The 23,745-nt window shown below is 39.1% G+C and carries 19 protein-coding genes and 4 pseudogenes; 3 read left to right on the top strand and 20 right to left on the bottom strand.

Annotated features, from left to right (window positions below; all coding sequences use genetic code 11):
• Positions 1-123: 123 nt before the first annotated feature.
• Together AC0VZ4_RS15040 and AC0VZ4_RS15045 are read right to left on the bottom strand one after the other, a co-directional pair.
• Positions 124-1,563, bottom strand: a complete 1,440-nt coding sequence (locus AC0VZ4_RS15040; RefSeq protein WP_475440048.1) for a sigma-54-dependent transcriptional regulator — start codon at positions 1,561-1,563, stop codon at positions 124-126.
• Entirely contained in the window at positions 1,560-2,672 is a 1,113-nt protein-coding gene (locus AC0VZ4_RS15045) for a sensor histidine kinase (RefSeq protein ID WP_007377964.1), read from the bottom strand. Before AC0VZ4_RS15045 ends, AC0VZ4_RS15040 begins: the two co-directional genes overlap by 4 nt.
• 130 nt (positions 2,673-2,802) lie before the next feature.
• Between AC0VZ4_RS15045 and AC0VZ4_RS15050 the strand changes: the two genes are divergently transcribed.
• Positions 2,803-3,399, top strand: coding sequence for a DNA-3-methyladenine glycosylase I (locus tag AC0VZ4_RS15050; protein WP_475440049.1), 597 nt, complete (start codon positions 2,803-2,805; stop codon positions 3,397-3,399).
• Positions 3,400-3,450: 51 nt separating this feature from the next.
• On the opposite strand, the gene AC0VZ4_RS15055 is transcribed toward AC0VZ4_RS15050, so the two are convergent.
• The 6 genes and pseudogenes from AC0VZ4_RS15055 to tnpC form a co-directional block, all read right to left on the bottom strand.
• Positions 3,451-3,624 (bottom strand): hypothetical protein, encoded by a 174-nt coding sequence (locus AC0VZ4_RS15055; RefSeq protein ID WP_475440050.1) that lies wholly within the window; start codon positions 3,622-3,624, stop codon positions 3,451-3,453.
• Between the two features lie 174 nt (positions 3,625-3,798).
• The gene (locus tag AC0VZ4_RS15060; RefSeq protein ID WP_475440051.1) at positions 3,799-5,235 is read right to left on the bottom strand and encodes a sigma-54 dependent transcriptional regulator; all 1,437 of its coding nucleotides are present in this window, start codon (positions 5,233-5,235) and stop codon (positions 3,799-3,801) included.
• A 241-nt stretch (positions 5,236-5,476) separates the two neighbouring features.
• A pseudogene (locus AC0VZ4_RS15065) lies at positions 5,477-5,725 on the bottom strand (IS66 family transposase); the annotation flags it as partial.
• Between the two features lie 15 nt (positions 5,726-5,740).
• Positions 5,741-7,361: pseudogene (locus AC0VZ4_RS15070) on the bottom strand (IS1634 family transposase).
• A 90-nt stretch (positions 7,362-7,451) separates the two neighbouring features.
• Positions 7,452-8,420, bottom strand: a complete 969-nt coding sequence (locus AC0VZ4_RS15075) for an IS30 family transposase (RefSeq protein WP_475439697.1) — start codon at positions 8,418-8,420, stop codon at positions 7,452-7,454.
• A gap of 73 nt (positions 8,421-8,493) precedes the next feature.
• A complete protein-coding gene (gene tnpC, locus AC0VZ4_RS15080) occupies positions 8,494-9,744 on the bottom strand; it encodes an IS66 family transposase (RefSeq protein ID WP_475440052.1) in 1,251 nt (416 codons plus the stop codon).
• 230 nt (positions 9,745-9,974) lie between these two features.
• Here tnpC and fliS point away from each other — a divergent pair, with 230 nt between their 5' ends.
• A complete protein-coding gene (gene fliS / locus AC0VZ4_RS15085; RefSeq protein ID WP_475440053.1) occupies positions 9,975-10,376 on the top strand; it encodes a flagellar export chaperone FliS in 402 nt (133 codons plus the stop codon).
• Between the two features lie 8 nt (positions 10,377-10,384).
• A complete protein-coding gene (locus AC0VZ4_RS15090) occupies positions 10,385-10,699 on the top strand; it encodes a hypothetical protein (RefSeq protein ID WP_475440054.1) in 315 nt (104 codons plus the stop codon).
• A 59-nt stretch (positions 10,700-10,758) separates the two neighbouring features.
• Here AC0VZ4_RS15090 and AC0VZ4_RS15095 read toward each other — a convergent pair whose 3' ends face one another.
• The 12 genes and pseudogenes from AC0VZ4_RS15095 to flgH all read right to left on the bottom strand — a co-directional run bounded on the left by AC0VZ4_RS15095 (position 10,759) and on the right by flgH (position 23,734).
• Entirely contained in the window at positions 10,759-11,877 is a 1,119-nt protein-coding gene (locus AC0VZ4_RS15095) for an ISAs1 family transposase (protein ID WP_475440055.1), read from the bottom strand.
• A gap of 170 nt (positions 11,878-12,047) precedes the next feature.
• A complete protein-coding gene (gene fliD, locus AC0VZ4_RS15100) occupies positions 12,048-13,481 on the bottom strand; it encodes a flagellar filament capping protein FliD (RefSeq protein WP_475440056.1) in 1,434 nt (477 codons plus the stop codon).
• A 48-nt stretch (positions 13,482-13,529) separates the two neighbouring features.
• Positions 13,530-13,967 carry a flagellar protein FlaG gene (locus AC0VZ4_RS15105; RefSeq protein WP_475440057.1) on the bottom strand — a complete coding sequence of 146 codons (438 nt, stop codon included), beginning with the start codon at positions 13,965-13,967 and terminating at the stop codon, positions 13,530-13,532.
• A 143-nt stretch (positions 13,968-14,110) separates the two neighbouring features.
• Positions 14,111-14,506: a flagellin gene (locus tag AC0VZ4_RS15110; protein ID WP_475441667.1), complete on the bottom strand. Its 396-nt coding sequence runs from the start codon at positions 14,504-14,506 to the stop codon at positions 14,111-14,113.
• A 345-nt stretch (positions 14,507-14,851) separates the two neighbouring features.
• Positions 14,852-15,592 (bottom strand): annotated as a pseudogene (locus AC0VZ4_RS15115) (flagellin N-terminal helical domain-containing protein); the annotation flags it as partial.
• A 249-nt stretch (positions 15,593-15,841) separates the two neighbouring features.
• Positions 15,842-16,474, bottom strand: coding sequence for a flagellin (locus tag AC0VZ4_RS15120; RefSeq protein WP_475441668.1), 633 nt, complete (start codon positions 16,472-16,474; stop codon positions 15,842-15,844).
• Positions 16,475-16,969: 495 nt separating this feature from the next.
• Positions 16,970-17,332 (bottom strand): annotated as a pseudogene (locus tag AC0VZ4_RS15125) (flagellin N-terminal helical domain-containing protein); the annotation flags it as partial.
• 219 nt (positions 17,333-17,551) lie between these two features.
• On the bottom strand, positions 17,552-18,820 hold the full coding sequence (gene flgL, locus AC0VZ4_RS15130; protein ID WP_475440058.1) for a flagellar hook-associated protein FlgL: 1,269 nt from the start codon (positions 18,818-18,820) through the stop codon (positions 17,552-17,554).
• Between the two features lie 2 nt (positions 18,821-18,822).
• Positions 18,823-20,820, bottom strand: coding sequence for a flagellar hook-associated protein FlgK (gene flgK, locus AC0VZ4_RS15135; protein WP_475440059.1), 1,998 nt, complete (start codon positions 20,818-20,820; stop codon positions 18,823-18,825).
• 1 nt (position 20,821) lies between these two features.
• On the bottom strand, positions 20,822-21,811 hold the full coding sequence (gene flgJ, locus AC0VZ4_RS15140; protein WP_475440060.1) for a flagellar assembly peptidoglycan hydrolase FlgJ: 990 nt from the start codon (positions 21,809-21,811) through the stop codon (positions 20,822-20,824).
• A gap of 132 nt (positions 21,812-21,943) precedes the next feature.
• Positions 21,944-23,038 carry a flagellar basal body P-ring protein FlgI gene (locus AC0VZ4_RS15145; RefSeq protein WP_475440061.1) on the bottom strand — a complete coding sequence of 365 codons (1,095 nt, stop codon included), beginning with the start codon at positions 23,036-23,038 and terminating at the stop codon, positions 21,944-21,946.
• Positions 23,039-23,050: 12 nt separating this feature from the next.
• Positions 23,051-23,734 carry a flagellar basal body L-ring protein FlgH gene (flgH, locus tag AC0VZ4_RS15150; protein WP_475440062.1) on the bottom strand — a complete coding sequence of 228 codons (684 nt, stop codon included), beginning with the start codon at positions 23,732-23,734 and terminating at the stop codon, positions 23,051-23,053.
• Between the last annotated feature and the right edge of the window lie 11 nt (positions 23,735-23,745).

A 23,745-nucleotide genomic window follows, 5' to 3' on the forward strand; every position in this document is an offset into this window, starting at 1 on the left:
AAGAAAATAAAGCACAAACCATGCCAATTAAAAATACAATAAAAACAATTGGTTACAGTTAACTTGTGAGTCAGAGTTTTGACAACCCCAAATTAAATTAATTAAATTTGGGGTTTAGAGGGATTATGCAGGAAGTGAAATACCTAAATCGCGCATTTGCGCTAGCTTATAACGTAATGTTCGAGGGCTAATACCTAATGTTTCTGCTACATCTTTGCGCTTACCTTGACAGCGGGCTAATGTTTCTAAAATAATACTATGCTCTTTGTCTTTAAGTTCATCTTTATAGCTCCCCGTGTCAACCGCAAGTAAATCTTGCTTTGGCTCACCAACCATAGGCATTTTTTCATCGTAATATGCAGTGCTTAAGCTATTTATAGCTTCGTTTGACGTTACTGTTTCCAACACTTCTGTTGGTGTAATTGCAAAATCGCTTGCTACTAAATTTTCGATAAAAATAGCATGTTCATTTATTGTATTACCACTTCGTAGTATCAGTGCTCGCTGAATTACGTTATCCAGTTCACGAACATTACCAGGCCATGCATGAGCAAGTAGTTTTTGCTCGGCTGCTTTATCTAAGTAGGCCATAGGCTCTTTACTTTTATTTATATGGCGTTCTATTAAATGCTTTGCGAGTATAATTATATCACCAGGGCGCTGGCAAAGAGGTCGCCACATTAATGGAAAAACATTAAGTCGGTAATATAAGTCCTCTCTAAATTGGTTCTTAGCGACCGCTTCTTTTAAGTCACGATTACTCGTTGCTAACACACGAACATCTAGTTGGATTGTCTTACGAGCACCTAAACGCTCTACTTCCCGCTCTTGTAGCACTCGTAGTAGCTTTGCCTGTAATCCTAAATCCATTTCAGTGATTTCATCTAGTAAAATTGTTCCGCCTTGCGCCTGTTCAAATTTACCAGGGCATGCTTGAATAGCACCTGTAAACGCCCCCTTTTCGTAACCAAATAAAGTGGCCTCAAGCATGTTTTCAGGGATCGCAGCACAATTTATAGCAACAAAGGGTTCATTGCATCGACTCGATTTATCGTGAATATAACGCGCGAGCACTTCTTTACCTGAACCACTAGGCCCGAGCACCATTACACTCGCATCAGAGCGTGCAACTTTACTTGCAAGTTCGAGTAATTGAATGCTACTAGGGTCGGCAACAATAGGGCCATCTGTCTCTTTCGCTTTTTCAGGCAAATAGCGACTCACCATATTTAGCAGCACTTCAGGTGCAAATGGTTTAGCCATATAATCAATAGCACCTAAACGCATAGCTTCAACAGCATCATCAATCGTGGCATAGGCCGTCATCATCAATACAGGTAAGTCGGGATAATTTAATTTAATACTTCGCAGTAAGTCCAAACCACTCATGGTTCCCATTTGCACATCACTTACGACTAATGAAAATTGCTCTTTTTTAAGCAATAACATCGCTTGCTCTGCGCTATTAGCTGAAACGCATTCAATACCTGACATCTCCAGCGTATCAATTAAAGCTTCACGGAGCCCCGCATCATCTTCTACGACTAAAATAATATTACTCATAATGATTCCTCTAATTTAGATGTCGCGCGTATTGGCAACAGTAAACTAAAACAAGCTCCACCATGAGCATTGTTACTAACGTCAACACGTCCTTGGTGCGCATTAACCACCGAACTTACAACAGCAAGCCCTAGACCAGTGCCTTGGCTTTTTGTAGTAAAAAAGGGTTCAAACATTTTATCAGCCTGACTTAAATCAATACCGGGACCATTATCGCTTACACTAATACGCACAAAGTCGTGATCTTGTAAATCAGTCGCGGCACTCAAATGTACTTTAGCCCCAGAACCAATCACTTGAATGCTATTGTGAATAAGGTTTTGAACAGCACTGGCTAGCGCTGTCTTATTCCCCACTATTACAATATCTGGTTCAGGAAGACTTACATCCAGCTCGCTTTCATTAAGTGCGACCATGGCATCAGCACCGGTTTTCACTTCTGTTAATAATTGCTGCATAGAGACTTGTTCAACGACTTGCTGCTCACCGCTTTTAGCAAATAACAGCATGTCATTAACCTGCGTTTCTAAATCTTTTAATCGTGACATCAATTTAGTTTGGAAATTATCGCGAGATGCTTCTGGCAAGCGCTTTGAGCCTAAGTTAGCAGCATAAAGCATTGCTGCAGATAGAGGCGTGCGTACTTGATGCGCAAGAGACGCCACCATTTTACCCAGCGCACTTAATCGCTGCATATGTGCAACACGTTTTTGTAAACGTCGCGTCTCAGTTAAGTCCGTCATTAAAATAAGTTGTCCGGGTTCTGGAGCCAAAGCGGTAATGTCGAGCTTAATTAAACGCCCGTCTTTTAATGATACTTCGTGTCCATCATCTTGATGTGGTTTGAAAGACCGCTGAATAACATAAAACCACTTTTCACCTTCAAGTGGTTCACCAAGCATATCAATCGCAATTTGGTTCGCTTTAGCAACCATGCCTTTACCATCAAGTACAACAACACCTGTGGGCATTGTATCAACCAAGTGCGAAAGCCAACTTGCCTGCTTACGAAGATCACTTAGCTCACCAATGTACTCCTCTTGAAGTAAACATGGGTTATACTTATTTGCAGAAATAAACTGTGGTTTTAGCACGCTTGCAAGGGCCATAATCAAATCTCAAACTAATGTAGATACAGAGTTAAATGCACAATTTGTACCAAAGTTTATTTATATATTTATCATTAAGTTACATAAGAAAAACAAGCGACATAAAAATGACGCACGCTAAGGAATAATAATGAGTGAGCAAATAGAATGCCGTTGTCCATGGCTAGACACGACTAAACCTGACTACGTTACTTACCATGATGAAGAATGGGGGGTGCCACTTTATGATGACCAAAAACTATTCGAATTTATAACTCTTGAATCAGCACAGGCGGGGTTGAGTTGGTACACCATATTAAAAAAACGCCAAGGTTATAAAAAGGCATTTGCTAATTTTGATGTAAAAAAAGTAGCTGAATTTACATCAGATGACATTGAGCGTCTAATGTTAAATAAAGAGATTGTTCGTAACCGTTTAAAAATTGCAGCAACTGTTAATAACGCAAAATGTTTTATCGGTATTCAAAAAGAGTTTGGTAGCTTTAGCAATTATCAATGGCAATTTGTGGGCAATAAGCCGCTTGTTAGTCACTTGAATAATATTGAGGACTACCCTGCTATAACTGAACAATCAACTGCATTCGCTAAAGACTTAAAAAAGCGAGGATTTAAGTTTTTAGGCCCAACAACAGTCTATGCACACATGCAAGCCTGCGGTATGGTTAACGATCACAGTAATGACTGTTTTAGAAAAGAAAAAATTATTGAGGCTTTTAATGGTAAGTAAGCAGGTAAATAGGTAGGTAATTAAAAGCTCACGCTTTTCACGCGAGCAAGTTCAGCGTCTATGCCAAGGTTTTGATTTGAAGTTGTTTTGTAGACGCGCTGCTTGCAGGCGTTCAAAAACGTAGTTTTTGAGATGGGTGTTTAAATAATTAAAAGCTTCGCTTTTCACGCGAGCAAGCTCGGCGTCTACCGCCAAGGTTTTGATTTTAGGTTGTTTTGTAGACACGCTGCTTGCAGGCGTTCAAAAACGTAGTTTTTGGGATGGGTGTTTAAATAATTAAAAGCTTCGCTTTTCACGCGAGCAAGCTCGGCGTCTACCGCCAAGGTTTAAGCTTGTGTTTATCTTGTTGACGCCAAGCTTACGTGACCTGCAAAGCCCGATTTTATGCTTTACGTACTGCTAATCTCTTGAAAGATTATACTTTTTCATTTTTTCAACTAGCGTGGTTCTGCGCACACCTAATATTTCTGCCGCGCGAGCCACAACGTAATCAAAGCGCTCTAACGCTTGCCTTATTAAGCTAATTTCAAGCTCAGCTAAGTAATCTTTAAGTTCAATACCATCATCGGGCAACAACCCACTTCCAACTTGGTTAAACTCGGCTTCAGGTTCGTTTTCGTAATCACTGAACCCTGTGCTAAATATATCGTTAAACGCGTCTTTTTCCATTAACTCTTCTGGGTACTCAGGCTCATATGCTTCTACTTCAATATAGCGGTATTTATTAGGTAAATCGGGAATATCGACTACCTTTTCAGGGAACATAATAACCATTCGCTCCACTAAATTAGCTAGCTCACGAATATTACCAGGCCATGCATGCTCCTTTAAGCTCTCTACTGCGCGCTCAGTAAACTTAGCGGTAGAGCCTGTTTGATCGTTAACACGGCGCATCAGTTCTTTTAAAAGCAGCGGAATATCATCTGCGCGCTCACTTAATGACGGGTTTTCAATAGGAAATACATTTAATCGATAGTACAAATCTTCACGAAAACTACCTTCTTCAATCATATTTTCTAAATTTCGGTGCGTTGCAGCAATAACACGTACATCAGCTTGAATCGCCTTTGTACCGCCAACTCGCTCGTAACTACGTTCTTGTAATACGCGCAGCAACTTAACCTGCATTTGCAACGGCATATCACCTATTTCATCTAAAAACAGCGTACCACCTTGTGCAAGTTCAAACCGTCCTTTACGAGCGGATATTGCTCCTGTAAACGCCCCTTTTTCATGGCCAAATAACTCACTTTCTAATAGCTCCGCCGGAATAGCACCACAGTTAACAGGCACAAATGGCCCATTGTTACGCTTAGAAAGCAGGTGTACATTACGAGCAACGACTTCTTTTCCGGTTCCTGACTCACCTAAAATTAAAACATTTGCGTCCGTTTTTGCCACTTGCTCAATTAAAAAGCGTACATCTTTTACTGCATCTGTTTCACCCACTAGCCCGTCAAAGGTTTTAAGGGGTTTGGTATGTTTATGTCCATTTGGTAACATTCGCTGATATTGCTGACAATCGTGAAGCAACTGTGTTGTTACTTCATGACTAAACGGTTCGCAAATGAGACCAACCACATTAGCAATGCTTAGTAATGGTTTAAGGGTTTCGCCTATTAATAAAAAAGGTAAGGTTGGGTAGCGCTTAATTAAACCTTCGTGATCAAGAGACTGCAATGCACCTAAAATGATCATGCATTCTTTTTGTTGATACTTTTCACACTCTTGTTCAAAATTTGTTTCATTTAACAATTGTACAGCTTCACCAATAAAAGTAAGCGATGCATTTAAACCTATTGCGCGATTGTTATTATTATCTAAAATCAAGATCATATTTAGCGAGCCGTACTTTCACTCATTTATTTAATTACCTAAATTGTAAGCCAGTTCGCTATGGATGCAAGCGATAGCGGCATTTTTTTGACATAAACGCCAAAAAATAGACGAATAGTTAAAATAACAATACTTAAGAATTAATCATTAAGTACCAATTCTTAAAATTGTGTCAAAATCATTTTTTAATAATTATTTAATTCCTTAGCAAAGCTGACTTTCTTAGTAAATATAATCGTAACTATTCAGCCACATTTTCAATAAATATATCAGGTAACTGATTTTTGAAGAGTAACTCAAGGGCTAGGCTTGCTGATACATGCTGTTTTCTGCAAGTCGAGAGGTAGCTTCTGATTAAACAAAACATCTCTGCACCTTGCATGCTTCTGAAGCACCCAGATATCTTTTGATGAACCTTGGTCATCCTAATATCATTCTCACCCTGGTTGTTGCTAAAAGGCACCGCCGTTTCCGTCATGAACCGTAACAGGCATTGATCAGACCCCTAGGCAACTTTTTGGATTTTATATAAATGCAACGCATGTCCACCAATGAGCCTTATTATCTTTTCCCTGAACTCATCAAAACCATCCAAGCTGATTTTGTCGCCTTGCTGGAGTAGATTAATTCCCTCAAAACACTGAAAGACCCAACGTAATGTTGGGTTAGATATTTCTTTATTGATTTGATTCGCTATCGTGGCTTTTTCTTTTTTCATATTCGCTCTCATTCGTCTTTGCGCGATTGAATAAACTAACAATGAAAGTGTCATCACCATCAACAGAGCATCTATTCTACTTGGCTTTTTGATAAATAATGATGAAACAAAAAAACAAGGGGTCTTTTAAAAACCTAAACCCTTTTTCTACTTCAGATTGTGCTTTGTAATGCTTAAGTAAACCTACTGGTGAAAGGGCTTCTTTATCAATATTCGTTGCTAATACGAAGCATGACTTTTGTTCTACAATCTGTTTTATTGCGCTTTCGTTTTCTTCAATTTCTGCCGTGATTTGCCATTCAATATTTTTTACTGGCGCATCTTTTTTAGGTCGCCCTTTACCTTCATAGACTTTATGCTTAATAAATTGCTGAGTCGCTATTTGATGATGCTTCATCTTTTTCGCTAATTTATCTAATGCGCGTTGTGCGTCAGTTTGACAAGCGAAACGTTGAGCTTGTAAATGGAAGAGGTCTTTTTTGATGCCTGTGTGTGCTCGCTCAACTTGTCGAACAATGCTTTTTTGTGCTCGGCTATTAGCTGCTTTTGAATAAATAATCATCCATCTTTGCTTTATCCCCATATGCTCAATCTCTTCAACAACATATTGATAGTTATCATCAATATTAACCCATTGGTTGGCTGCTATGGCTGTACTTATAGAGGATTTTTCAAGAGAAATTGTTGAAGGTACTAGCGTGAGAAATTGAATTTTGGTTAAAAACTCAGCATTACTTTTATGATAAAGTTTACAGTCTGCCACAAGGTATTTAGGAGCTTGGCTTTTTTTGAACTCGTCAACAAGCGCCTTACTTCGCGCTTTAAAAATAGCGGTGTCTGCGCTGTTACCATCCCAGTTTTTACATGCAAGCGGGATCCCACCATCTTGGCTAACAATGATTTCTTGTACGACTTGTTTTAAATCAGGACGGTGAGCCTTGCTATAGCCATGAGTAATTTTAATGACGTTTTCATCACTATCTCCATCATCAAAAGCATATTCACCTGTCAGTGAGTGACTCGTTGTATCAAGTGATTCAAAGGTTTTATCAACTTGTTCTATTTCACATGCTTGTCCGGAGACTAATGAAAATAAGCTTTCACAGCCAAACTCGAAGCATTGATCGAGAGTTCTACCAAGTTTGTGACGATTAAAATGTGATGCTTGAACCCCTTCACGAAATAAATGTTCAAGAGGCAAGTTAGTAAAAAATTGAGGGCTGAGTGATAAAGGTCGATTGGCAAAACCGAGTCCATTCATGATCATGCCTTTTACAGCTTCACCGGGGGTGATTTCTTGTTTATCGTCTTGAGGTAAGTATTGATCTAAAAGGCTGACAATTTTTAAGTCTTCTATAACACCTGAAACAATACCGTGATGGTCTAACCGTTTGATTTTTAGATTCATATACACCTCAAAGTTGAGATGTTATTTTATCAAATTAAAGAGAATTAAGCGTTTAAATTAAATCTTGAATTCAAGTATTAAGTGCAATCATTATGCAGCCACCAGAACTTCTGATTGCCCCGTAAATAACTCATGAGGGGTTTTATACCCTCTTGTTTTTCTTGGCCGATGGTTGAGCTTATCAACTGCCGCCTGTATTTCTGCTTCACTTAGCGACATAAAGTCAGTTCCCTTGGGGAAGAAGCGTCTAAGTAAGCCGTTGGTATTCTCATTTATGCCCCGCTCCCATGATGAATATGGGTGAGCGAAATACACATCCGCTTCTAATTTTTGTGCAACATGCTCATGGTGAGCAAACTCTTTTCCATTATCTAAAGTCACGGTAATAACCTTACCTTTATAGGGTGTCATACACTTGATCAGCGCATCGGCTGTTATTTTCGCATGCTTGCTTTCAATTCTGTGAACGACTGTATATAACGTTTTACGTTCAACCATTGTAACAAGGGCATTTTTACGCCCTTTGCCTATCACTGTATCGCCCTCCCAATCACCAATCCTAGACTTTGAATCCACAATACTTGGGCGTTCATCAATACTGACTCGATTAACTATCTGTCCACGTTTATCGTAGCTTCCATAGCGTTTTTTATACTTTTTACATGCACGAGTGAGTGTCTTATGTAGTTCACCACCACGAGCCTTGTCTCTGTAAATATATTGATAAATCGTTTCATGATGCAAAACGACCTTTTTCTCTAAAGCTAAGCGGCCTGCCACCTGCTCTGGCGAAAGTCCGTCAACCAACAATTTATTAATCCAGTCAGTAACATCATCTGTTAACTTACTTGCTTTGAAAGATGACTTGCGTCTTTGCTCTGCAAAATTATTGGCTTGGTTAGGTCGATAGCCTTTAAGCCCTTTATTGCGTTTTAACTCTCTAGAGATAGATGACGGTGAACGAGTGAGTTCATCAGCTATCTGTTTTTGGTTATTTCCTGCTTTTATTAACGCGTAAATCTGGTATCTTTCTGCTTGTGTCAGCTGTTTATATTTCATTAAAGCAATTTCCTTTGGCGAGAGAATGGCCGAATTATAACAGCTGGCCATCTAATCTGAGAAATTGCACTTATTATCCGAATTTAGGAATCGAAATTTTTGAAATTGGTCTGATCAATGTCTGCCGTAAGACATCATCTTGATAATCTCTTAACCGCTCTAACAACGCTCTAGACTTTGTTCGTTTCAATCTGCCTCGCTGGCCTTTTACTCGGCTGTTTTTATCCGGTGGAGGGCATTTAATGTCACCTTGAGCCAATATTTGTTGATATTTCTCTATATAGTGAGCTTTTGTGTCTGCATCTAGCTCGGGGTTATCTATTTGATGTTTATTGATTTCAGTCAGTAGGGTTTGCAAATCCTTTGCCCATTGCATACCGTCTTGCTCCCATGCCCTTTCTAACTCTCGGATATGATGTGCATTACACAAGGCATGTTGGCACTGTGTATATTGATAATACGGTTTCCAGTGGTCGTGGCATAGTACCCCAGTAAAGTGAGGTAAAATATCGGCGTCATCCATCGCTATTTTCCCTCTTTTCTCATGCGGGTAAAAATACGTCCACCACGTCGTTGATGCACCATGAAGCCATCGTCGTTTACCACCTATATTAATCCCCGTTTCATCAACGTGTAAGGCTTGATAAGTCGTTTTCAGGGCTTTCTTGAGCGCGGCTTCTGCGCCGGAGGACTTTACCAAGGCCGCTGCTTGTTCATTAAAGTTAAATAAACTACCCGCACTGATTGGAATACCGAGTTGATCACAAAAATATTCTTCAATGCGGTTGTAAGGGAGTAATTGATATTGGGATAGGTAAACTGCATGGGCTTTTACACCAACCCCATATTGAATAGGACTGTTAACGTCTTCTGGAAATTCACCAATAAAACGCTTACCTTGCTCATTTTCCAGAATTTGTGCTTGGTATTCAGTGACCACTTTCCTGATATCTATATCGACAACCTGTCGTTTTTGAAAGCCAATTTCACGGTAGTGACCTTTCGGTAAAAAATCACGTTCAACTAGGATGACTTTGATCTCATCAGGCGTCTGTGTTTGGGTTAGTGTTTTACCTGCTCGGCCTTTTTGACCACCCGCTGACTTGGCTGATTTCTCTTTGTTTTGTTTTTTTCGGTTGATGTCTTTTGATGGCGGGATACTGCTATTGTTACTGTTAAGTCCTAATTTACTTGCCAACATAACAACGACAACCAGAATGAGTTCAATAGGCATCTTCAGCGCAGGCGTGAGAGTTTTACCTTCTTGTAATTGAGCTTTGGTTTTCTCAACGATTTCGTCGATGTTGATGCTGTTTAAATTCATTGAAGCTAGGGCTATTAGGTCATAGCCCTAGCTTGGCATACTGGCGGGATCGGTCAATAGTTAAAAAAGATCCTTTGAAAATAATTTACCATGGTGAATAGTTACATATAATCTAATATTAGCTTAAGTTGAAAGCGAACATGCCGATAAATAGATAAGTAAAAAATGCTTGGCATTATTATTGCTTTTATTTTTACATAATTTTTATCGTTTAAATCTAGGATTTTCCCATGGCTCATGTTTCAGTAAAAAAATACAGTCAAGTTCGCGTAAGTAATATTGCAGAAATGACCCCGTACGAACAAATAAATCTTATTTTCAGTAATATTATTGGTCGCTTAGCAGCTACAAAAGGATTTATTGCGCGAAAAGAGATTGAAAAAAAGGGCGAGAATATATCAGCCTGCATTTTGTTATTCGGCGCGCTCCAAGATGCACTTAATTTAGAAGTAGAACAAGACCCCAGTATTTCTAACAACTTATTGGCACTTTACGATTATTGCCAACGCACATTAATTAAAGCCAATTTAAATAATGATGTTGACGCGGTATTAGAGGTGTCTAACATTGTAAAAGAAATAAAAGAAGGCTGGGACAATATTCCTGTTGATCAACGTGTTTCTGCGGTTTAGCTTATATTATGAATGCGAATAATGCTTCAGAGCAGCTAACAACAAATCAAGCAGAACACATAAAAATACTGCTTAAGGAAATTGAATCGTTAGTAAACGATAATAATGCCGATGAAGCTCAACCCATTTTAAAAACCTTAAATACAGATTTAAAAAAATGGTGTGAAAGTAATAACGGTCCTAATGCAGAGCAATTACAGTCAATTCAAATTACTATTAATTCCATTTTAGCTGAAGCTAACATAACTCAAAGTGAATCATCTAAAGCTATTATTAAGTATAAAAAGTCAGGTAGGGCTATTAAGACTTATAAAGCGACTTAGTGAATAGATTGAATAACCTTATTCAAGACTCAGGGCAAGGGCAAGAGCATGAAAAAAGTCTATGCGTTCAATACCTTTTCAAGGTAGGCTGTACTGCGCATAGCTTTTTTCTGTTTTGCGGGCATGCCTTTACTAAAGCTTTTTTCTGCTTTTAGCTGATTAAATGCGATGTGTCTCAGCCCCGCAAATACAGGTGCTGCACCTTCGCGCCTAATTCGACACTCATCTTCTTTAAATCCTACATCTAAACGCCAATGTAATCCATTTTCTATTTGCCAATGTTGTCGTGCTCCTCTCGCGAGTTCTTCCGCTGTTAAATTCGCTGAACTAATATAGTATCTATAGCATAACTCATTGCTTAATTTACCTTTTTCTTTTCTATAAGAAACAATAACACCCACTGTTTTTACACCTTCCCAGTGTATCGTTTCTGATAAACCGCTCACGTTATGGCTCACTGCACAGCACCTAAATTCTTCTCTATTTTTTTGATAATCGGCTTCGTTAAACAAGAGCCCATCAGATGCTTGTTGTGCTACCTCAGGTAATAACACATCTTCTATTTGTGACAGTAGCCTTTTATGGTTTGCTTTTACCGCAAGTAAGTAATCGGCTTCTTTACCTACTATTTTTTTTGCAATTGATTTTTGACACCCCATAGCGTCAATCGTTACTAAGCAGCCTTTTATCTCTAATAATTCAAGCAGCTCTGGCAACGCTTTTATTTCATTCGACTTTTTATCAACAGGGCATTGTGCCAAAACAACACCATTTTCGCATGCAAATGCACTGATCATATAAAGTGCATCGCGTCTATCTGATTGATTAAATGAACCTTTCAATCGTTTACCGTCAATAGCAACTACACCGCCTTGAGTTAATTTGGAGCAGGCTTTCATCCAAGAAGAAAAGGAATCTTGGAATTGCGTCATGTCAATACGGCTCATTACACGAGCAATTGTGTCATGGCGAGGGATCCCTTGTTCAAGAAGAACATATTTTCTGAGCCAATCTAGTCTATCATGGCCAAAATCTTCAATCTCTTCCCAGCCCTGACAGCCTGATACAACAGCGCTAACAGCTAAGAATATGATATCAAATAGTTTATGAACAACTTTACCTTGTTGGCGAGGGTCGTCGATTGATTCGAAATATTTAAATAGCTGAATGTTAGGCATGGGGATGCTCCTTAAAAAAGGAGTATAAGTTCATACTTTTAAGTCAAGGTAAAGTTCGTGATCTTACCCTGATTCAAGACTCTATATATTATACCAACCTGCATAAATCTTTTATCAGTTTAACGAATTAAATTGCTCAAAGATTTATGCAGGTTGGTATTACTAAAGGATTAGTTTGATTGTCTAACTGCACCTGGCATATTATCTAATTGAGCTTGAACATAACTACTGGTGTTCTTAAGGCTTGCAACTACTAAATCCATTGCATTATATTGAGCATATAGTCTAGACGATAACGATTCCATTTTACTTTTTAAACTCTCTCGCTGATCATCTAAATCATCTAGTTGATTTGTTTTACTCTCGATTCTGTTTTGAATAATCCCGTCAGAATCTGTATAGAAACTCATTAACTCATCAAACGACTGTGCAAAACCATCATCATCATCGTTGCTGCCAACAAAGAACTGCTGCACAGAACCTACATCTGCATTAATTTGGTCTCTTAAGGTATCACTATCTAAACTAAGCACACCATATCGGTCTGTTGTTACACCTAGTTGTGAAAGTGACAGCGAATTACCTTCTACATTAACTGAGTTTGTTATTGTATCTCTTAGTTTAGACATGACACCACGTAATAAGGAATCTCCCGCCATTACACCTGCGCCATTTTTATCTGATGTTCCTAAGGTTTTACTAAGTTCTAGCAACTCATTGTAGCTTGCAATAAAGCCGCTTAAACCATTTTTAATATTATTGTTATTTTCAGTGACCGATATGTCACCACTATCTCCGGCATAATGCAGTTTTTTAGCGGTAATATCGACACCATCAATCACATTACTGAACTCGTTAGTACTGCTAGATACAACCAACGTGCCATCAATAGTGATTTGTGCATTCTGCGCAGCGTTTACTTCAGTTAAGTTAGTTGTATGATTTAGGGGGTCTGCATCTGTTACATCATAGGCTAATCGAGATAATCCTCCTGTATCTGTATTATTACCATCACTGTCTTGTACAGTTATTTTAATCGCGTTTTCTTCACCGGTTTCTTTACTTGTTAGCACTAGGTGCTGACCTAAATCACTTGTTACTATAGTTGCAATAACCGAGTTATTACTATCCTTGCCAGTAAAAGGACCGTTATTAATTTGGTCTCGTAAGTCTTCTAAAGTATTGGTAGCCGATAAAACAGTGGAGAAGCTATTATCACCAGAGCCTATCGTAATTACACCTGCCCCTATTGCCTCATCTGCAGAAAATGCGCTTGATGATAATTTATGAGCTTGCGCTAATGCATCCACGCTCACGTTATAACTGCCTGGTTGTGCGTCTTCATTTGCACTTATAGATATAAATTCATCAGTGCCTGACGTACTACGTTGCTGATACTTGTCACTATCACCAAGGGCTTCCATTGAAGTTTGCACTTTTTCAAGCGCTGATTTTAGCGCCCCAACGGCTGAGATATCAGTTGTTAAACTAGCTTCTTTAGTATTTAAACGGGTTTCAGCTGGTTCTTTTTCTGACGTTACTAATGCTTCAACAATATCTGATACAGCTAAACCAGAGCCTAAGCCAGTAAACGAAATATCCATACATCACCTCTTTAAATACTTAAAAAACAAACTAATTTGAGATTGATACTAAACCGTTTGATCAATCAAAATACCTGCCGATTCAGACAGCTTAGAGACTAAGCTTAATACTTCCTCCGAAGGATATTGCTTAATTACTTCTCCACTGTTTTTGTCGAGCACTTTAATTACATCACGTCCTGAATCTTCATCTACTTTAAATTGCAGACTGCGATTCATTTCTCCCATAAAGTCCTGCAATTGTTGCGCCATTTTTTCTAGTTGTTCACGTTCTAAAGGCTGTTGTTGGTCTTCAGCCTCTTTTTCATACATTTTCTGCTGCAATTGCTGCTGGGTCTGTATATCTACTTGCTGTGTATCTACTTGCTTTACATCATCAATAGCACGTTCAGTTAAATTACTAGCAGTTTGACCTGCTTGCTTAACATCACTCGCTGTAGTTGAAACTGGCAACATCGTTTCCGAGCTTGAAGTTATGGTGTTCATATCGCCTCCTGCATCACGCATATGATTGGTACTAATTGTAGCTTTAAACTACAAAAGGAGATAGCTAAAGCCATCTCCTTTTTAATTACTAATACTGACTTTTTGTATTAGTTAGCCACAACCTAGCCGCTACTATTAGCTTATTAACCTAGTAAGCTAAGCGCTGTTTGCGGTAACTGATTAGCTTGCGACAAGATTGATGTACCTGCTTGTTGCAATATTTGGTTTTTCGTCATCTCTGCTGTTTCTGTTGCAAAGTCAGTATCTTGAATTCGGCTACGTGATGCAGATACGTTCTCTGATATATTCGCTAAGTTACTTATTGTGTGGTTAAAACGATTTTGAACCGCACCTAAGCTCGCTCGTTGTGAGTCGATGTTTGCAATCGCGTTATCAATAACTGCTAGCGCATCTTGTGAGCCTTTCTGGCTGGCAATATCAACACTAGCAATATCATTTAGCTTACTTGTTACATCAGTTGTACCAGCGGCTAAAGACGCATCGCTTGCTTGCGCACTAAATGTCTCTGAAGAATTCAACTGAACAGCACCTGATACTCTAGTTGCACCAGTGGCTGTATTTAATGTTACCGCTGTACCAGCAGTCCCATCATAACCTTTTGGAGTAACAGCAAGTTCAACTGTAGGTGTACCGGCACTGTCTGTTAAATCTGCAAATGTAATATCTGTACCCTTGTTGTTCGATATAGAAAGAGCGCCATTTTCAATCGTTGCCGTTACACCATGATCGTCTGTTGCTTTGTTGATTGCTTCGGCTAATGCTTGCTCATCACCTGATTTAGTACCTGTAGCAACAAATGATAACTTCTCACCATTAAGTTCAAAATTTACAGATTCATCTACAGCAGCTAGCGTAGAAAGAGATAAGCCAGCTTCAGTTCTTGCTTGAGCTGTAACACCTGTAGAGCTCGTTACACTGTTAATCGCAGCTGCGGCATCTTCTGCACTAGCGCCTGCAGCAATAGTAACTTGAGCGTCATTACGTCCAGAGATATCATATGTACCGCCTGCAACAGCACTTGTTGCTAGTGTTGCTGAGGCAGCCGCAGCTTGACCAAAACCATCTGCTGCTGCTGATTGTAAATTAACTTGGTTAGAACCAATTTTTTCTGCCGCTACACTAGACAGCGATACGTTAATTGTTTCGTTTGCATTTGAACCAATTTGGAATGATTTTGAACCGAAGCTGCCGTTCAATAATTGCTGACCACCAAACGAAGTCGTATCTGAAATACGTGTTAGCTCTGTTGATAAAGCTGATACTTCTTTTTGTAGCGCTTTACGGTCGTCTACTGAATTAAAACCATTCGATGATTGCAGTGCTAATTCACGCATGCGCTGTAAAATACTTGTAGACTCATTCATCGCGCCTTCAGCTGTTTGCGCCACTGAAATACCGTCGTATGCATTTCTTTGAGCTACACCTAAACCATTTACTTGTGATGTTAAACGATTTGAAATTTGTAGGCCTGCCGCATCATCTTTTGCGCTGTTAATACGCATACCCGATGATAAACGCTCCATTGATGTCGCTAAGTCAGAACCTGATTGAGATAGATTACGTTGTGCGTTTAATGAAGATACATTTGTGTTTACTGAAATCATAATAAAACTCCTGATTGCTTTCGTAAAAGTAGTGTTTTGATTTAACCAAGAGCCGTAACAAATTTATGTACAAGGCCCTTACTGATTAAGTTAACGGCAGGAAACAGAATACCTTTAGCTTTTATTTAGTAAACAACTAAAAAAATTAACTACATGATTTAAATATAAATTAATGTAAAACCCAAATACTACAAAGCAAAAAAGCGCAATAAATGCGCTTTTAATATACAAAAACTATTATTAATTTAATTAACCACCTAATAAACTAAGTGCGGCTTGAGGCAATTGATTAGCTTGCGACAAGATTGATGTACCCGCCTGTTGTAAGATCTGATTTTTAGTCATTTGCGCTGTTTCTGTTGCAAAGTCAGTATCTTGAATTCGACTACGTGATGCAGATACATTCTCAGAAATATTTGCCAAGTTACTAATTGTATGGTTAAAGCGGTTTTGTACTGCACCCAAGCTGGCACGTTGTGAGTCAATATTGGCAATCGCGTTATCAATTACCGATAAAGCATCTTGTGAACCTTTTTTGCTTGTAATATCAATATCAGCTGCATTTTCTAAAGAACTAGTCACTTTAGTCGCAACTTCATCCACTGAAGTACTACCTGTTGTAGAAAATATCTCTGATGAATTTAATTGGATAGCACCGGCTATTCTGGCTGAGTCTGTCGCACCAGTAGTCAATACCACAACATCACCGGCAGACCCTTCGTTATAACCTTGAGGAGTTATATCTAAAGTCGAGCCTGCGTCTCCGGCAAATCCAACAATTTCAATATCTGCGCCCTTATTATTTGAAACAGATAAAACACCATTATTAATGGTTGCCGTAACACCATGCTCATCAGTTTCTTTATTAATAGCTTCAGCCATTGCCTGCTCATCACCGGTTGCAGTACCTGTTGCAACAAACGACACTTTTTCGCCATTTAGCTCAAAGTTGACAGGTTCACCCGCTGCTGTTTGCGTGCCGGTAATATCGAGCTGAGCTTCAGTTCTTGCTTGTGCCGAGACACCTGTAGCACCCGTTACTTGATTTATTAAATCAGCAGCTTCTTCTGCACTGGCACCATTTGGAATAGTGACCGTAGAATCTTCTCGCCCAGAAATTGCCAAGTTACCATATGCAATTACACTAGCGGCAAGCGCACCTGTACCCGTTTCATTTACTTGACCAAAACCATCCACAGTAGTCGCTGATTGCAAATTCGTTTGATTTGCGCCAATTTTTTCAGCTGCAACACTTGAAAGCGATACATTAATAGTTTCATTAGCGTTAGCACCCACTTGAAAGGCTTTACTACCATAAGTACCATCTAGTAATTGTTGACCACCAAACGAGGTGGTATCTGCAATACGTGTTAATTCAACTTGAAGTGCTGATACTTCTTTTTGCAATGCCTTACGATCTTCTGGCGAGTTTAAACCATTAGCTGATTGCAATGCAAGTTCACGCATACGCTGTAAAATATTTGTTGACTCATTCATCGCACCTTCAGCGGTTTGCGCCATTGAAATACCATCGCTGGCATTTCGCTGGGCAACTGACAAACCATTTATTTGTGATGTTAATCTGTTTGAAATTTGCAGACCGGCAGCATCATCTTTTGCGCTATTAATACGCATACCTGATGATAAACGTTGCATTGAAGTTGCTAAGCCTTCGCCTGATTTATTTAAGTTACGTTGTGCGTTTAATGACGACACATTAGTATTTACTGTTAATGCCATTTTACCATCTCCTAGGTTTAAGCAGAGTGTGGTTCAACACGTTTTAACAGGAACCACTATTCGATAATCTCTTATTACAAAGCATTTACTGTGCCAACTTTTAAAGAGATTTAAGCAACTGTTTTTTTTAAGAATTTTAATTAAAAATTAAATTTAAAAAAGCTTGAAGCGACAATTTTTTGCCGCTTTAAAAGAAGTAAAGCGGCAAAATATTTCTGGTTAAAGGTAGTCGAACAATGAAAGGTTTGATAAACGCCCAAAGGTTGCTTGAGATACTTGCAGTGCGGTTTCTTGTTTAGTGAGCTCGCTAACAGCAGCAGTTTGATCCACCTCAATTAAACTAGATCTATTACTTTTATTTTGAATATCAAGCGCTAAGTTAGTGTCGGTTACGAGTTCAAGCGCAACCATTCTTCCGCCTAAACTTGCCTGCGTGAAAACCACTTGCTTACTGGCATTTTGTAGCTGAACAACACCCTCGGCTAATACTTGTTGAAAATCATCGCCTTCAAGTGTGCCATCATTCAAACCTGTAATGAGTGCTTGCAACGTATTAAGTACGTTTTCTTTTTCTGGTTTTTTTAGGCTAAAGTCAAGCTGACCAGGTGCTGTACCTTCAAATTCAATTTTCATTCCTGCAAAATCTATTGGTTCATCGGTAATATCACCTATCACTTGAGGAGAAAGAGACACGCCATCACGTTGAATTTCGTATTGATCAGGATCTGTTGGCGTTGCGCCAGCTGTAATCACTACATTATAAGTATTTGCTGTTGCTGACGCTGCTGGATCTGCGTTGTAATTAGATTGATGAAATCGATCAAACTCAGTTTGACCATCAACATATACAGTACCTGCGGTGATGTTATTAGTAGGGACTGTTGTAGGAATTGCAGTCGTGTTTGAGACTACATCTAAACGCGCTGCTGTTTTTTCAAATGTATCAAAACCGTTATCACTTGATTTAATTGATACACCTTCCGCTATCGTTATTTGATGGGTACCTTGATCGCCATTATAAGTGTATTCACCTAGCGTTGAATCAAACTGATAAGGTTGAGTGCTATCTTGATAACCTGAAAATATAAATTTCCCATCTTCGGAGCGGGTATTCATTAAATTAGCAAGCGTTTGCTGAATACCGCTTAGCTCGGATGCAATCGACTTCAAATTGTCTTCAGTATAAGCGCCATTACCCGCTTGCAATGCTAGGGATTCCGCTTCTTGAATACTGGTATTAATACCTTGTAAAACGCTTTCTTCTATTTCGAGGCGACCACTAAGCTGATTAATATTTTTTGTATATTGCTCATTGGTTTGTATTTTATTTGAATATAACATTCCCTGTGAAACATCTGCTGGCGCTTCTGACGTTGTTAAATATTTTTGCAATGTATTAACTCGTTCTTGTGCATTTGCGACACCTTGTTGCCCATCCAGTATTTTATTAATACTGCTTTGATACATTAAATTATTTGATAAACGCATGATTACCTCGTTGCATTAAGTAAAGCGTCAAAGATAGCTCTAGCAGTCGATAGAACTTGTGCCGATGCCGAATAAGACTGTTGAAATTGTATTAAATTAGCAGCCTCTTCATCTAAATTAACGCCTGAAAGCGATTCGTACCAAATTTCAGATTGCTCAGCAAGAGCATCGTATGCTTCACCATTTGTTTGTGCTTGGCTCGTTACAACACCAATATCACTCACCAAGCCTGCATATGCTTGGTTAAACGTTTTGTGGTTATCAGCATTGGTGCCTGCAACAACATTTTGACGCACTATGTTACCACTTTGAAGTTCAGCAAGTTTATGACCGTTACGGTTATCATCAAAACCTCCTTCATTAAACTCCACTGTAAAGATATCGCCGGTTTCTGGTGTCCCTTCAATATCAAAATCAAAACCATATTGCTCAAATCCATTACCTGCTTGCTGCAATATATTTTTTGCCGGTGGTGTAACAGTAAATGTACTAGTATTTACACCATCCGAGACGGTGTATTCATTCGCATTAGCTGTTTTAACAATGGAAATAGGGCCATTCGTTAATCCTGCAGGTGAAGAAGAAAAACTACCAGTGGTTACATCGCTCACATCCCCCACTGAAATTGTCGCAGTTCCCACATTATTGATATCATTAGCAGTTCTAATTGGTGATGCCAGCGCTAAGTCCTCACCACGAGAGGTTGCCAAAGACATGTTTGCAGCGGCTTCTGAATTAAGCTTGATTTGAAACTGATCACCTGCATTGGCAGCACCTGACACGTTAATTTGTAGCCCAAACGATTCACCACTTGTAATGGTAGATGAATCAACGACTCCCGCTACTACATTTGCTGTTGAGGGGATACCTAGTGGCTCACCTTTATTATCTACGGGCTGAATTTCTACCGTTGTGGCGCTTGTATACGTGACTATAAAATCGCTTGCAGGCAATTCGCTCCCTTTACCTGGTTCGAGCGTTGCTGTTATGGTTGAACCACCAGTATTGGCTGCATAAGCATAACCGCCGACTGAAGGTATATTAAATATATTGCCGCCTAACTCACCATTAGCATCCATACCAAGCTTATTTTGCTCATTAAAAGAATCTGCAATAGCCAATCCCATTTGACCAATTTGATTTTGTGCTGGTACTAAAATATCGTCTCTAAATGCAAGTAAGCCGCCAATTTTTCCTTTTAATTTACTTGTATCAACTTCGAGAGGAACAGCCTTGCCGCCATCGACATCAAGCTTCAAACTTTTGAAGTTATGATCAGGATCACCTTTCATTGAAAATAAATTAAATGAACCGTTTTGCATAACGACAGCTTCACCTGTCCCCATAAAAATAAGCTTTTCTCCATTTGGGCCATCGAGTGTTTCTACATCAATTAGCTCCGATAAATCGCGTATTGCTTTATCACGTTCGTTATAAGTAGAACTCGCATCTGTAGCACTATTAGTCCCATGTACGGCTGCTATGTCTTTATTTAATGCACTAATTTTTTGAATCAGTCCATTTGCTTCCTCGGTAAAAATATCAAGCTGCTCGTTTACTGTATTTTTTTGATCAAGTACAATTCCTGAGAGTCTATCCATTTGGCTGATTAAACTTTCAGCACCAGTCATGACTAGCGAACGCGAAACCATTGAAGAAGGCTGGTTAAGCGCTCCTTGAACATTATTAAATAACGAATTTATGCCTGTAGATAGGCTATTTGATTCTTCTGAAAATAAGGTATCAACCCTATTTGCCTCAGAAACAAACTGGTCAAAAAATGACTTATTCGAAGTATCTCGGTTCAATTGCTCCTGAGCATACTGATTAACCATTCGGTATGTTTCGCCTCGGCCAACCTGATTATCAATCATAGTTGTATGCTCTGTCCGTTCACGAACATAACCATTGGTATTTACATTAGATATATTTTTACTAGTGGTTTGCAGTAGCTCTGAGCTCGCCCTTATTCCAGATCTAGCTATATCAAATAATGACATGTTACTTAACTCCTTGGCGAATAGCGTTTGCTGCAATATCTTTTAATTCTGCACTATTGAGTACTTGTTTTATTTTGCTAGCGTAATTTGGATCGGTTGCATAACCCGCTTTTTGTAACGAATCTAAAAAGTCGCTTGGCTTTGCTGTATTTTGTAATGCTTTTTGGTAGCGTGGATTTTGTGTCAAAAAATCAACAAAGTCATTTACACTTTCTTTTATTGAGTCGTACGCCCTAAAGCTTGCTTTCTTTTTGACCGCTGTACCTTGCTCAAATTCGAGTGTAACTTTGCTTGCTTTTTCACCTTCCCAGCTTTTATCTGATTTAATATTAAATAAGTTATTTGAACTGTTACCATCACTTTTATTAATAATATGTTTACCCCAACCGGTTTCAAGTGCCGCTTGCGCTACCATTACAACCGGGTTCAAACCAATTTTCTTTGCTGCCGTTTTAGCGTGTTCCCACACAGAGCTAACAAACTCTTCAGACGATTCAAATACCGGAGTCTCTATCTTTGATTCTGTGATATCCATGTTCATATTTACAGGCTCTACTGATTTATTATTGTTTTCGTGAGGAAGTTCTGAGCCTACTCGCTTATCACTTAAAAAGTCCGCTGTTGTTCTTAAAACAGATCTGGGCATAAAGTTTTTACCATCAGGGGATAACTGTTGAACGATTAAGTCTGCAAGGCCTAAAGAACCATTTGATGAAAGTTCTGTCGATAATTGTTGATCGTGCATTTCTTCAAAGAACTTAACACCACTGGAATTAAATGGACTTTCTTTGTCCTCAAATGCTTCGTTTGCCTTGCGCATACTTTTAAGTAACATTTGGGTAAAAATTGCTTCAAATTGTGCAGCGGCTTTTTTTAGCGCAGCCTTTGATGCATCAGTCGATGAATCACCACTGGTTAAGGCTTCTTTACGGAGTGAATCTAAGTTGCCTAAATCAAAAAAGTTTTGCTTATCGAGATGATTTGTTTCCATCAGCTTTTTGACACAATAATGAGTAATGCAATTAAAATGCAAAAATTGAGCCAGTTGACTAACTTTAAATTAAATATATTGCGAGGGGATGATTTTACCCTAGTAAAAATGTTACTAGGGCGTGTTTAAATACTAAATAACAACTAGTTGACCGTTTATTGCACCAGCCTCTTTTAGCGCTTCAAGAATTGCCATCAAGTCACCTGGTGCAGCACCAACTTCATTGATTGCTCTGACCAAATCGTCCAAGCTAACACCTGGATTAAATACAAATGCATGTGAATCATCCTGATTCACATCAATGATACTTTGATTAGTAACGGCGGTTTCACCTTCACTTAATGCATTGGGCTGAGATACATTTTGTTGTTCTGTAATCGTCACAGTTAAACCACCATGAGTAATCGCGGCAGGCTGTAGTTTTACATTTTTTCCAATTACAATCGTACCCGTACGAGAGTTAACAATAATTTTTGCTGCGTTATCCGCAGGGGTAAACTCTAAGTTTTCAAGTGTTGATAAATACGATACACGTTGTGATGCATCTCTTGGGGCAATAACACGGATAGATGCAGCATCAATAGCTTGTGCGCTATTGGGACCAACTAAGTCGTTTATCGTACTTTCTAAACGTTTCGCTGTTGTAAAATCTGGGCGATTTAAATTAAAAGTAATATAGTCGCTTTGTATAAATGGACTTTTAACGGCACGTTCAACAGTAGCACCATTGGGAATTCGACCGACGGTGGGTGTATTTATAACAACCTTGCTGCCATCCAAACCCTCAGCTCCTAAGCCGCCAACAATAAGGCTACCTTGTGCTATAGCGTATACATTCCCATCAACACCTTTTAAAAATGTTTGAATTAAAGTACCACCGCGCAAACTACCGGCGCTGCCAATAGACGACACGGTAATATCAATTGTTTGTCCTGGTTTTCTGAACGCAGGTAACTCTGCATGCACAGCAACAGCAGCCACATTTTTAATTTTAGGGCTTAAATTAGCAGGCAGTGTAATACCAAAATTACTTAACATGCCCTTGAAACTCTGTTGAGTAAACTTACTTTGCTCGCCAGTCCCAGGTAAGCCAACAACTAACCCGTAACCCACTAATTGGTTAGAACGCACACCTTCAACCATAGAGATATCTTTAATACGCTCTGCATGTGCCGAAAATTGGCATCCCAGCAAAACAATTAAACAAAAAAACTTAAATACATTCATATTGAATGTCCTCTAAAAAGGAAAGAGCGAGCTACTAAAAAAACGCGTCAACCAACCAGCACTTTGTGCCTCTTGGGTTTGCCCTTTACCTGAATATTGAATCCGTGCATTGGCTATTCGATTTGACTCAACCGTATTATCTGAGCCAACATCTTGCGGGCGCACCAACCCTTCTAAACGAATAAACTCTTCGCCGGTATTAAGAGTTAGCCATTTTTCACCTCGAATAACTAAGTTACCGTTTGGTAAAACACGCATCACGTTAACCGATATATTACCGAACAAACTATTTGATTGATTTGATTTAGAGTCACCAGAAAATGATGAATCACTGCCAATTCCAAATTGAATACTGTCGCCACCGATATTAACCGGAAGTCCTCCAAAACCAATTACAGGGTCAAGGCTCGTGTCAGATTGCTTATCTGTTTCTGTTTTTGCCGCTTTTGTAGCTTGGGTAGATTCTTGCAATTTAACCGTAATAATATCGCCAGTCCGCAGAGCTTTTCTATCCGCGTATAAATCGTTCGACACATTCGTGTTAAATAAAGAGCCAGTTACTACAACAGGTTCTATATTTGGTTCTGGGTACATTGGCGCATAGTAAGGATCGTCTTGCACTATTTCACTATTTTGTGTTGATACACACCCACTTAAAAATAGAGTGCCTGCCGCAAATAACATAATATTACGCATATTCTGCCCCT

The organism is Pseudoalteromonas sp. QJM3NY_22, from assembly GCF_056173065.1.